This is a genomic window from Paraburkholderia sp. DD10 (genome assembly GCF_049177125.1).
Classification (GTDB): Bacteria; Pseudomonadota; Gammaproteobacteria; order Burkholderiales; family Burkholderiaceae; genus Paraburkholderia; species Paraburkholderia terricola.
Window position 1 is genome coordinate 1274953 of sequence record NZ_CP185393.1, and the last position, 12223, is coordinate 1287175.

Sequence of the window (12223 nt, forward strand, 5' to 3'; positions counted from 1 at the left end):
TGTAACCGCCGCACCGATGCTTCCCTCGCGGCCCGGCCGCTGCCGGCGTTCGAACATCGCATTCGCGCAACTGCGCCGTCGCTCCGGCAGGCGCGGCATGACGGAAGTCGCCTGGGTGCGCGCGCCGCTTCGCAGCGAGCGCACCAGGACGACGCGCTACGGCAACCTGTACGCGATCACGTAATCGCCCTGCTTCGTGCCGAGCGATCCGTGCCCGCCCGCCGTGACCAGCACGTACTGCTTGCCGTCGCCGCCGGCGTAGGTCATCGGCGTGGCCTGGCCGCCCGCGGGAAGGCGCGCTTGCCACAATTTATCGCCGGTACGCACGTCGTAGGCGCGCACATAGTAGTCGAGCGTGCCGGACAGGAACGCGACGCCGCCCGCCGTGGTCACCATGCCGCCGAGACTCGGCACGCCGAGCGGCATCGGAATCGGCAACGGCGCGCTGTCGCGAATCGTGCCGTTCTTGTGCTGCCACACGATCTGGTTGCTGCGCAGATCGACGCCCGCCACATAACCCCACGGCGGCGCCTGGCAAGGAATGCCGAGCGGCGAAAGAAACGCGTTCAACTCGAAGCCGAACGGCGTGCCCCGCGCCATCTTGATGCCGCTCGTCTCGCTGCCTTTCTTCTCGCCGTTGTCCACGGGAATCTGCGCGCGCGGAATGAGCTTCGACGTGAAGGCCATGTAGCTCGGATTGGCGATCAGGATTTGCCGCACCGGATCGACCGCGACGCCGCCCCAGTCGAACACGCCGAAGTTGCCGGGAAACACCAGCGAGCCCTGTTCCGACGGCGGCGTGAACGCCCCGTCGTAGCGCAGCGAACGAAACTTCACGCGGCACCACAGTTGATCGAAGGGCGTGGTGCCCCACATGTCGCGCTCGCGCACCTTGGGCGGATTGAAATTGAGCGCGGAAACTGGCTGCGTGGGCGACGTGTGATCGCCGGTTGCCGCGCCCTGGGGAACCGGGGTTTCCGTGATCGGCACGATCGGCTTGCCGGTTTCGCGATTGAGTACGTACAGACTGCCTTGCTTGGTCGACGCGATCAGCGCCGGCTGCACGCCGCTCGCGGTTTGCAGATCGATCAGGCTCGGCTGGCCGCCTACGTCCATGTCCCAAAGATCGTGATGGGTGAACTGGTAATTCCAGCGCATCTTGCCGGTCGCCAGATCGAGCGCGACGACGCCCGCCGCGACTTTCTCGGAAGCCGGCGTGCGCAGGCCGCCCCACTGGTCCGGCGTCTGGTTGCCGAGCGGCAGATACACCATGCCGAGTTTTTCGTCGACGCTGAACACCGACCACATGTTCGGCGAGTTGCGCACGTAGGTCTGGTTCGGCGCGAGCGGTTCGGTGGCGTCGGGCTTGCCGGCGTCCCAGTTCCACACGAGGTGGCCGTCGTGCACGTCGAACGCGCGCGTGACGCCGGACGGCTCGTTGGTCGATTCGTTATCCGTCACGTGGCCGCTGATGATGACCAGGTCGCGCGTGACCGCCGGCGGCGACGTCGAATAGTAGCCGCCCGGCGTGAACGGTCCGATGCTGGTGCGCAGATCGATCTGACCGTTGCTGCCGAAGTGCGCGCAGGGCCGGCCGGTGTCGGCGTCGAGCGCGATGAGGCGCGCGTCGGCGGTGGGCAGGAAAATCCGCCGCGGGCATTCGGCGGCGAGGCTCGGCGCGGGCGCGGCGGCGGGTTCCGATGAAGCAGCCGGCGCGGCGGATTCCGAGGCGGGCCTGGTCGCGAACGTGGCGGAAGCCTTGGGACCGGGCGCGGCGGCAAGCGCGGAAGACGCCTCGCCGCCGGAAGCGGCGGCAGGCGTGGCCGAAGCCGCCGCCGAAGTCTCGGCGCCCGACGCAGCCGCAGCCGTTGAAGGCGCCGAAGCTTCGGAACCGGCAGCCGCTGAAGGCGCCGAAGAAGCCGAACCTTCAGACGCCGAAACCGCCTCCGACGCACCGCCCTGTGCCCCCGCGACAGCAGCCTCGGAAGCTCCCACGTCCGCCTTCGCCGGATAAAGACTGTCATCGTGGTAGGACACGCCGCGGCAGGTCATGTGCTCCCAATGCTTGAAACCCGCCGGACTCTGAATATGCGGATCGAAGCGCCAGATTTCCTTGCCCGCGACCGGATCGAGCGCGATGACGATGCCATGCGGCGTGCACAGAAAGAGCTTGTCGCCGACCTTGATCGGCGTGTTCTCGGCCGTGGTCTCGGTGGGGTCGTCCGGGCCGGGCTTGTCGCCGGTCTGGAATTGCCAGGCCACCTTCAATTGACCCGCGTTGGCCGGCGTGATCTGCGCGAGCGGCGAATAGCGCTGACCGAGCGGTGAGCCGCCGTAATCGGTCCAGTCGCCGGCCTGCCGGTTCGCGTCGCCGGCCAGCGGCGCGGCGGGCGGAGCCGAGCCGACCTCGATCGAACCGGCATGGTCGTATGGGTGATTGAACGCCGTGCCGATACCCAGCAACACCGTCAGCACGACGGCGGCCGCGAGCGGCAACGCGCCTTGACGATGCGCGCCCGGCGGCCCGAACACCAGCCTGCGGGTCACGGGCGGCAACAGCAGCCATAGGCCCAGCACGAGCCACACCCACAGACGCGGCAGCAACTGCCAGAAGTCGAAGCGCGCTTCCGTCACCGCCCACACGGTCGAGCCGAACAGCACCAGCGCGAACAGCAGCAGCGCCGAACGCCGCCGGATCGCCACCAGCAGCCCCGTCAGCGCGATGCCGATGCCCGTGAGCAGGTAGTACCACGAGCCGCCGAGCGAGATCAGCCAAACGCCCCCGACGGCCACCACCAGGCCGATGAGCATGAACACGATGGCGGGAAGCGCGAGAGCGACGGGAAAGCGGCGCGGCGTCGACATAACGGTGACCTCGGCAAAAGGCGTTCGAAGAAAAACTCCGGGCAAGCCGGAGACGTTCGAAAACACAGGCGGCGCGAACGACGCGCAGCGTCAGACAAATTGCCTTGGAAGTAGCACATGCGGTTCCTGCTCACGGCACGCCGCATGCTTCGGTGCGAGCAAACCCGGTCAGCAAACTCGCTAAACCCGGCCTGCCAACCCGGCCTGCAAACCACGCCATCGCCGCCATGAAACACAGAGCCACCGTTCTCTGCGTCCGCGCCAACCGGATTCTCCTCGTCGCCCGGCCCAACGGAAGATGGGCGTTGCCCGGCGGACGCTGCAAGACCGGCGAGCCCGCGCACGCCGCCGCCCTGCGCGAGTTGGCCGAGGAAACGCGCCTGAGCGGGATCGCGCTCGATTATGTGTTCGAGTTCTGGGGCGCGCGGACTCGCCATTACGTGTTCGCCGCGCATCTGCCGCCCACGGCGGTCGCCCTGCCCGACCATGAAATCAGCCGGTGCCGCTGGATTCGCGCAAAGGACGTGGGCGTGACATGGGTGAGCATCTCGACGCGCGGCATCGTGCAGGTGCTGCTCGGCGAGAACAGCCCGGTCGGTCCGGGGCGCCGTTCGAGCCCGCTGCACGCGTTGCCGGCGCAACGCGGCCGATGAGCGGGCGGAGCGGTTCGATCGCCCGCGTCCCGCTTTTGGTCCCGCTTTTGGTCCCGCTTTTGGTCCCGCTTTTCGTCCCGCTTTTGGTCCCGCTTCCCGCCACGCCTCCGTCCCGCTTCGCGGTCAGGCGCGTTGCTGCCCCGAGCCCAGGTCCGCGCCGGTGACGGGGTCGGCCGTGACGTCGGATGCGGTGCGCCCCGCCATCGCCCGCAAGGTCTCGGCATCCGGCGCGCTCACGTTCACCGAGGCCAGCCCGTCGCCGCCATCCACCGCCGGTTGCGGCGACTCCACGTAATCCCAGTTCGGGCCTTCGTTCCACGGCCCGCGCGGCGCGTCGTCGCCCGACGACATGTTGTAGTAGACGCTGGCGTACTCGGCCACGCCCGGCAGCTTGCCTTGCGGGAAATTCGGCTGGATCGAATGGAGCGCTTTTTCAAACGACTTCTGATGCGCGATCTCACGGGTCATCAGAAAGCCGAGCGCGTCGCGTATGCCGGCGTCGTCCGTGACGTTGATGAGGCGCTCGTAGATGATCTTCGCGCGCGCTTCCGCCGCGATGTTCGAGCGCAGGTCGGCGGTGGGCTCGCCGATCGTGTCGATGTACGCCGAGGTCCACGGCACGCCGGCGGAATTGGTCAGCGCGGGGCCGCCGCCGTAGAGCAGCGCCGTGATGTGCGAGTCGTTGCCGCCGCCCGTCAGCGAGCGGTACAACTCGGCCTGCTCGTCGACGCCTTCGGCCAGTTTGCCCTTCCCGCCCTTGTTGAGCATCGCCACGATCGAGCCGATGACCTCCAGGTGGCTGAGCTCTTCGGTTGCGATGTCGAAGAGCATGTCCCTGCGCCCCGGATCGTCCTCGCCGATGGCCTGCGTGAAATACCGGCATGCCGCGGCGAGTTCGCCCTGCGGTCCGCCGAACTGTTCGAGAAGCAGATTCGCGAGGCCCGGATCGGGCTCCGCCACGCGTACTGTGTATTGAAGGCGCTTGTTGTGAACGAACATGATCTCTCCATTGAAAAGTAGAACAATCGCCATTGCCTCGGCGTCGATGGTGGACGTGCCGCAAGCGGGTCAGGCCGGCGGGACCTCGTCTGCGGCTATGCGCGTGAGCGGCGCAACGCCCCCGGCTTCGTGCGCTTGCGGCGACCGCTCACGGCCGCCTCGCTTGCCGCATGCGGCATACCTGGCGGTGACATCACGAGGCGGCGTCGTTCGACGGCGACGTCTTTCTCATGCCGATCGAATCGCCCGCGAATCGCCCTCGAATCGACCCGCAAAACTCGACCGCGCGGACCGTGCACGATCATTGCGAGCCACTTAAGGCATACGCCCGAAAAGCCCGCTCGACGCGCTCCACGGCGCATACGTCTGTTAAAAGTTCAAGCCGTGCATCCACAAATACAATCGCCGGAAGTCGTGGGGAACGCCGTTCGATAGCAAGACCTGGTTCACGAAACTCACAGGAGGTGCGTCCATGTCCAGTCGACATCCGATCATTGCGTTTCTCGCGGGATTGCCGCAGTTCGAGGCGCTTTTGCATGAGGACGCGGTGCTCGACCTGAGATCCGGCTGCATCGTGTCGCGATGCGAACCCGCGAGTACCGAGGCCGGCTTGCGGTTCCGGCTGAACGTGCGTTGGCCGGGCCACGCCGCGCCGAACCCTCATCCGGTCGACGCCTATAAATACGTGGCCTTGCAGGTTCAGGAGGCGTCGCATGTCGGCTTCGATCTGAAGCTGACCGCCGAGAGCGCGGAACTGGCGATGATCGCCGCGAGCGATTGGCCGCACGAGGAGGCGTGAACTCCGATGGGCAAACCCGAGCTGTCCGCGTCGGATTCCTTCGATACGTCCGCGCCCCACGTGCCCGACACGCGGAAGGCGCTGCAACGTGCGACGCAATACGATGCGCACGATGAAGCGCACGAGTCCGCGCCCGCCGACGCCAACGACGCCAACGATGAACTGCTGCGGCCTCGCGAGACCTGCGAGTGGCTGGTTCGCGCGCGGCGCGCGGCCGTGCTCATCGACGCGGCGCGCTATTACGCCGTGTTGCGCGAGGTGATTCCGCGTGCGCGCCATTCGATCTTCATCGTGGGCTGGGACATCGACAGCCGCATCGAACTGGTGCCCGGCGGCGCGGGCGACGGACTGCCCGACGGTCTCGCCGACTTCCTGTGCGCGGCGGTCGACGCCAATCCGCACTTGCGCATCCACGTGCTCGGCTGGGACTTCGCGATGCTCTACGCGTTCGAGCGCGAATGGCTGCCCTCGTATCAGCCGAGCTGGCACACGCACCGGCGGCTGTCGTTCAGGCTCGACGGCCGCCATCCGCTGGGCGCATCGCATCATCAGAAGATCGTCGTCATCGACGACTGCCTCGCGTTCACGGGCGGCATCGATCTCACGAGCGCGCGCTGGGACACGCCCGCGCACGCGCCCGACGACCCCGCGCGGCGCAATCCCGGCAAGACCCGCTATCAACCGATCCACGACGTGCAGATGATGTTCGACGGACCCGCCGCGGGCGCGATGGCGCGGCTCGTGCACGAGCGCTGGCAGCGTTCGCGCCGCTCCCGCACGGCGCCGCGGCCGTTCCAGCCCTGGCCCGTGAACCCGCACCTGTGGCCTTCCAGCGTGACGCCCGACTTCGTCGACATCGATCTCGGCATCGCCCTCACGGAGCCCGCCTACGAGGGACGCGAGGCCGTGCATCAGGTGCGGGCGCTGCACGTCGCGGCGGTGGCCGCGGCGCGCCGCAACATCTACATCGAGAACCAGTATTTCACCGCCGGGGCGATCGGCACCGCGCTGTGCGAGCGGATCGGCCGCACGCCCGGCCCCGACGTCGCGGTGGTCTGTCCGTTCAAGCAGAGCGGCTGGCTCCAGGAGGCGACCATGGGCGTGCTGCGGGCGCGCCTGCACCGGCTCATCCAGGACGCCGATCCGAACGGCCGCTATGCGATGTACGCCCCGGCGATCGACGCCGGGCGCGGCGTCTTCGTCAACGTGCATAGCAAGGTGATGATCGTCGACGAGCGCGTGCTGCTGATCGGCACGGCGAACCTGAACAACCGCTCGATGGTGCTCGACACCGAGTGCTGCGTGGCGATCGACGCGCGCGGCAACGCCCAGGCGCAGGCGACGATCGCGCGCATCCGCAACGCGTTGCTCGCCGAACATCTCGACACGAGCGAAGCCGAGGTCGCGCAGGCGCTCGAACGGCACGGCCGGCTGAACCCCGCGATCGCGAGCCTGAAGCACGGCGCGCGCACGCTCGTCCCGCTCACCCCCGAGGTCGCCGAGGAGTTTCGCGATTTCGCGGACAAGGTCCACGTTCTGGATGCCGAAGCGCCGATCGCGCCGGACGAACTGATCCGCCAGTTCCTGCCCGAGCCGACCCACCGGTCGCTCACCGCCAGGCTGCTCGTGCTGGGCGCGCTCGCGCTCGCGGTGGTCGCGCTGACGATCATCTGGCGCTTCACGCCGGCCGGCCATCCGCTGAGCTTCACGTCGCTCACGCACGGTGTGGAGCAACTCGCGGCCACCCGTCTCGGACCGGCGGCGGTCGTGGCGGGCTATGCGTTGGCGGCGCTGTTGTCGGTGCCCGTGACGCTGCTGATCGCCGTGACCGGCTTCGTGTTCGGCGCGCTCACGGGCGCGGCCTACGCGATGGCGGGCACGCTGATCGCCGCCGCCGCGGGCTGGGCCGTCGGCGCGTGGCTCGGACGCGACGCGGTGCGCGAACTCGCTGGACCGAAACTGAACCGGTTGAGCGAACGCCTGCATCAAAAGGGATTGCTCGCGGTGATCGTGTTGCGGCTCGTGCCGGCCGCGCCGTTTTCGATCGTGAATCTGGCGGCCGGCGCGTCGCGCATCCGCTTTCGCGACTTCTTCGCCGGCACGGCGATCGGCATGGCGCCGGGCGTCGTGCTGGCCACGTCGTTCGCGCATCAACTGGTGTCGGCGGTGCGTCACCCGACGCCGTTCTCGCTGATGGTGGTGGCCGCGATCGGCGTCGCGCTGGTCGGCCTGTCGCTGCTGCTGCGGCGCATTCTGGCGGGGCGGCGATGAGCCGGCGCGAAGCGGACGCGATCGCCCTGGAGCGCCCGCAAGCGCGGTCCGCGCCGGCGCACCAACATGCGAGCGACGTGTTGCGCATCGCCACCTACAACATTCATGCCGCCGTGGGCACGGACGGGCGGCGCTCGGCCGAACGCATCGGCGAAGTGATCGCCGCCCTGAACGCGGACATCGTCGCGTTGCAGGAAGTGCCGCTCGGCGGCACGGGCAGCCTCGACGTGCTGCCCGTGCTGAGCGACATCACCGGCTTGCATGGCGTGCCGGGGCCGACGCTCGACACGCCGCAACGGCGCTACGGCAACGCGGTGCTGACCAATCTGCCGGTGCGCGCGGTGCGCACGCTCGACCTTTCGTTCGGCAGCCGCGAGGCGCGCGGCGCGCTGGACGTCGACGTGGAAACCGGCGGCGGCGTGCTGCGCGTGGTCGCGACCCATCTGGGCCTGTCGTCGCGCGAACGCCGCGCCCAGGTCGATCTGCTGCTCGATACGTTCGACACGCCCGAACTGCCGGTCATCCTGCTCGGCGATCTGAACGAATGGTTCGTCTGGGGCCGCCCGTTGCGCGCGCTGCTGGCGCACTTCCGGCCGGCCGCCGCGCCGCGCACGTTTCCGTCGCGCTTTCCCGCCTTCGCGCTGGATCGCGTGTGGGTGCATCCGGTGCAGCGTCTGGTCGACGTGCAGGTGTTTCGCAGCGATCTGGCGCGGGTCGCGTCGGATCATCTGCCTGTCATCGCGCGCGTGCTGCGCTGAGGTTCATAGGCTCGCCGGGCCGCCGCCGCGCGGCGCGAGTGAACGAACCTCCGGCGGAGATAGCGAAAGCCGTTCCGCGCGTGCGATTTCAGCGGACGAACCGTCTCACGCGAGCGTTTTATCGATTTCGGCGATCCATTTGTGAACCGTTTCCAGCGTCTTCTGAACGTGACGCCGTTGCCGCAACGTTTCCGCGATGTCCCGATCCACGGCGCGAAGCTGGCTGACCGGTATCTCCGGATGAGCTTCACGGCCGAGCTGGCGAACTGTTTTTTCGTCGACGGCGGCTGAGCCGCTTTCGTTCAGTAAACGGCCGAGCGCGGCGGCATGTTGCTGCAACTCGCCGCGCTTGCCTTCGAGGATGGCCCGTTTCTTTTTCGTGCTTGCGAAAAGCGGGATTCTAGGTTGCGTCAATGCGTTTTGCGCCTGCGTGTTCGCGCTCCGAAGCTGCCGCATGATGCCGTCGTAATGCGCCCCGAGGGAACTGAGCGGGCCGCTGCTATGTTTTTCCTCGTGAATCGTGGCGAGGTCCGGTTTCCAACTGCTGCGGGCGCGCCGCGGTCCGAGCGGTCCATGACCTGATTGACGGTGCGCGGCGCTTGAAGTGCTGCCCGGTGGCGTTTGCGTCACGGCGGACCGCGGCGCGGGGGCGACCTTGCCGCTTGCCGTATCCAGTTCCATCAGATCGTCGTCATCGTCGAGGTGGATGGGAGACGCCGCGTTGCCGGCTCGCGGAGGCGGCGGCGGTGCGCGCATCGGCACGGCCTTGCCTGCTGCCAGGGCTTGCTCGCGCGTCAACTCGAGGTGGATGGGAGATGCCGCGTTGCCGGCTCGCGGAGGCGGCGGCGGTGCGCGTGTCGGCACGGGCTTGCCTGCTGCCAGGGCTTGCTCGCGCGTCAACTCGAGGTGGATGCGAGACGCCGCGTTGCCGGCCCGTTCCGGGCGCGGCGCGGTGATGACCTTGCCGCTTGCCGTGTGCAGTTCCATCAGATCGTCGTCATCGTCGAGGTGGATGGAAGACGCCGCGTTGCCGGCTCGCGGAGGCGGCGGCGGCGCGCGCCTCGGCACGGCCTTGCCTGCTGCCAGGGCTTGCTCGCGCGTCAACTTCGGCGTGCCTTGCGGCCGGGCGGCGGCGCTACGGTTGATCCACTTGACGGTATCGCCGACGAGATCTTCCTGCACGGTCGAGGAAGCCGGCGGCAGGCTGGCGAACGGTGCCCGTTGCGGCTTGACCGATGAAGAGCGCGACCAGCCGGTCATCTGCTTCAGACTTTGCAGCACCGCGCCACTCGCCGAAAGACGCTTCGACCGGCCACGCGCGCCGCTGGTCCCGCGGCTCGCATCCGGTGAATCGGAGCGCCCCTGCACGGCATCGGGCGGTGCGTTGCGACGAATCTGGATGGCCATGGTAGCGACTCCCTCAAAAGGTTTTCCCATTCTGCATACGCGCCACGGCCGGACCGGTGCGTTGCGCCGAACCAGCGCGTCTCCAGGCGAAATGAAGAAGCGCGGGCGCCATCGACGGACGCGCCCGGCAAACCGTATCCCGCATGCCGCCGCTACATGTGAGTACTGCATGTGAGCACCGCATAGGCGCACCGCATGGGAACGGGATTTGCGTCCGCAGAGATGCTCATTCGCGTATTCGCCAAGGAGAGACATTCATGGCTCAAACCGTCAGCGACTTCATCGTCGAGCGACTGCACGCCTGGGGCGTGCGCCGGATTTACGGCTATCCGGGCGACGGTATCAACGGCATGTTCGGCGCGCTCAACCGGTTTCAATCGAAACAGAAGCACGACAGGAACAACAGGACCGGTGATTCGGATCAGGGCATCCAATTCATCCAGGTCCGCCACGAGGAAATGGCCGCGTTCATGGCGGCCGCGCACGCCAAATTCACCGGCGAACTCGGGGTCTGCATCGCGACCTCCGGCCCCGGCGCGTCGCATTTGATCACCGGTCTCTACGACGCCAGAATGGACCACATGCCCGTGCTCGCGATAGCCGGACAGCAGGCGCGCGCCGCGCTCGGCGGCCACTATCAGCAGGAACTGGACCTCGTCTCGATGTTCAAGGACGTCGCGGGCGCTTTCGTCGAACAGGCCAGCGTCCCCGCGCAGGTGCGCCATCTGGTCGATCGCGCGGTGCGCACCGCGCTCGCCGAACGCAAGGTCACCGCGATCGTGCTGCCCAACGATCTGCAGGACCTGCCGTATGAAGCGCCGGGCCGCAAGCACGGCACGCTGCATTCGGGCGTGGGCTTTCGCGCGCCGCGGCTCGTGCCCTATCCCGACGATCTGCAGCAGGCGGCCGACGTGCTCAACGCCGGCAAGAAAGTGGCGATTCTCGTCGGCGCGGGCGCGCTGCATGCGACCGACGAAGTCATCGCCGTCGCCGAAAAACTCGGCGCGGGCGTCGCCAAGGCGTTGCTCGGCAAGGCCGCGCTACCGGACGATTTGCCGTGGGTCACCGGCGCGATCGGCCTGCTCGGCACCAAGCCGAGCTACGACCTGATGACGGAATGCGACACGCTGCTGATGATCGGCTCCGGCTTCCCCTATTCGGAGTTTCTGCCGAAGGAAGGCGCCGCCCGCGGCGTGCAGATCGACATCAAGGCGGACATGCTGAGCCTGCGTTATCCGATGGAAGTGAATCTGGTGGGCGATAGCGTGGAGACCTTGCGCGCGCTGCTGCCGCTGCTCGAACACAAGCAGGACCGGGCGTGGCGCAGGACCATCGAGGGCTGGACCGAGGACTGGTGGCGAACGCTCGAGCGGCGCGCGCACGAAGCCGGCAACAACGCGGTGAATCCGCAGCGCACCGTGTGGGAGCTGTCGAAGCGCATTCCCGCCGACTCGATCGTGACGAGCGATTCCGGTTCCTGCGCGAACTGGTATGCGCGCGACCTGAAGGTCCGGCGCGGCATGATGTGCTCGCTCTCGGGCGGGCTCGCGTCGATGGGCGCGGCCGTGCCGTATGCGATCGCCGGCAAGTTCGCGTTTCCCGAGCGGCCCGTGATCGCGCTGGTGGGCGACGGCGCGATGCAGATGAACAACATGGCCGAACTGATCACCGTCTCGAAGTACTGGCAAGACTGGGCCGATCCGCGCTGGATCTGCATGGTGCTGAACAACGAGGATCTGAACCAGGTGACGTGGGAGCAGCGCGTGATGAATGGCGACCCGAAGTTCGAGGCGTCGCAGAACATTCCTTCCGTGCCGTATCACCGGTTCGCGGAACTGATCGGCCTGAAAGGCATTTACGTCGACGACGCCGAACAGATGGGCGCGGCCTGGGACGAGGCGCTCGCGGCGGACCGACCGGTCGTCATCGAGGTGAAGGCCGATCCCAACATTGCGCCGTTGCCGCCGCATGTCACGCTCGCCCAGGCCAAGGCATTCGCCACGACGCTGATGAAGGGCGACCCGGAGCAAGGCAACGTGATTGTCGAGACCGCCAGGCAGGTGCTCGGCGCGGTGCTGCCGGGGCATCGCGACAAGTGATGCGGGTTGCCTTACCGCTTGAAGTCGATGACGCTAATGCATGCTCACGTCGGCTCACGTATGCTGACGTGAACCGACGTGAGACAGGGACTCGCCCGGCCCCGGCGCCGTTGCCGGCGCGAGACTCGCGGTCATCGCGCCGGGCAGATTGTTCAGCATGATGACGAGTCGGTGCAGTTGTTCCATCGGCACGTCGTCGAAATACAGCGTGATCGACTCCGTGCGGTCCTGGAGCTTGACGTGCATGCTCGAACCGCACGCCGGCGTTTCGCACGCGCGCAGGCACTTCCAGATTGCGATGACGTGCAAGGCGCCGAGCGCGGCGGACACCGTAATGCGTTGCGTCGTGATCATGGCCGTCGAGAAATGGGG

9 protein-coding genes are annotated in these 12223 nt (G+C 67.6%); 5 read left to right on the forward strand and 4 right to left on the reverse strand.

The genetic code is table 11. The features are described 5' to 3' along the window. Positions 1-156 precede the first annotated feature (156 nt). Positions 157-2865, reverse strand: a complete 2709-nt coding sequence (locus tag ACOCG7_RS21125) for a PQQ-binding-like beta-propeller repeat protein (protein ID WP_244744104.1) — start codon at positions 2863-2865, stop codon at positions 157-159. Positions 2866-3092: 227 nt separating this feature from the next. Here ACOCG7_RS21125 and ACOCG7_RS21130 point away from each other — a divergent pair, with 227 nt between their 5' ends. After that, entirely contained in the window at positions 3093-3518 is a 426-nt protein-coding gene (locus ACOCG7_RS21130) for an NUDIX hydrolase (protein ID WP_073431511.1), read from the forward strand. Between the two features lie 123 nt (positions 3519-3641). On the opposite strand, the gene ACOCG7_RS21135 is transcribed toward ACOCG7_RS21130, so the two are convergent. Further along, positions 3642-4517: a manganese catalase family protein gene (locus ACOCG7_RS21135; RefSeq protein ID WP_244744103.1), complete on the reverse strand. Its 876-nt coding sequence runs from the start codon at positions 4515-4517 to the stop codon at positions 3642-3644. Positions 4518-4989: 472 nt separating this feature from the next. Here ACOCG7_RS21135 and ACOCG7_RS21140 point away from each other — a divergent pair, with 472 nt between their 5' ends. The 3 genes from ACOCG7_RS21140 to ACOCG7_RS21150 are packed head-to-tail and all read left to right on the forward strand — an operon-like array spanning position 4990 to position 8345. Beyond that, positions 4990-5316, forward strand: coding sequence for a hypothetical protein (locus tag ACOCG7_RS21140; protein WP_154873893.1), 327 nt, complete (start codon positions 4990-4992; stop codon positions 5314-5316). A 6-nt stretch (positions 5317-5322) separates the two neighbouring features. Continuing rightward, complete coding sequence (locus tag ACOCG7_RS21145) at positions 5323-7587, forward strand: VTT domain-containing protein (protein ID WP_421379842.1); 2265 nt, start codon at positions 5323-5325, stop codon at positions 7585-7587. Then, the gene (locus ACOCG7_RS21150; protein ID WP_244744101.1) at positions 7584-8345 is read left to right on the forward strand and encodes an endonuclease/exonuclease/phosphatase family protein; all 762 of its coding nucleotides are present in this window, start codon (positions 7584-7586) and stop codon (positions 8343-8345) included. The genes ACOCG7_RS21145 and ACOCG7_RS21150 overlap by 4 nt, the downstream gene beginning before the upstream one ends. 105 nt (positions 8346-8450) lie before the next feature. Here the strand turns inward: ACOCG7_RS21150 and ACOCG7_RS21155 are convergent, their stop codons facing one another. Beyond that, entirely contained in the window at positions 8451-9752 is a 1302-nt protein-coding gene (locus ACOCG7_RS21155) for a hypothetical protein (RefSeq protein ID WP_244744100.1), read from the reverse strand. A 257-nt stretch (positions 9753-10009) separates the two neighbouring features. Here ACOCG7_RS21155 and ACOCG7_RS21160 point away from each other — a divergent pair, with 257 nt between their 5' ends. Further along, the gene (locus ACOCG7_RS21160; RefSeq protein ID WP_421379846.1) at positions 10010-11851 is read left to right on the forward strand and encodes a thiamine pyrophosphate-requiring protein; all 1842 of its coding nucleotides are present in this window, start codon (positions 10010-10012) and stop codon (positions 11849-11851) included. Between the two features lie 54 nt (positions 11852-11905). Here the strand turns inward: ACOCG7_RS21160 and ACOCG7_RS21165 are convergent, their stop codons facing one another. Then, entirely contained in the window at positions 11906-12205 is a 300-nt protein-coding gene (locus tag ACOCG7_RS21165; RefSeq protein ID WP_244744098.1) for a hypothetical protein, read from the reverse strand. Positions 12206-12223 lie beyond the last annotated feature (18 nt).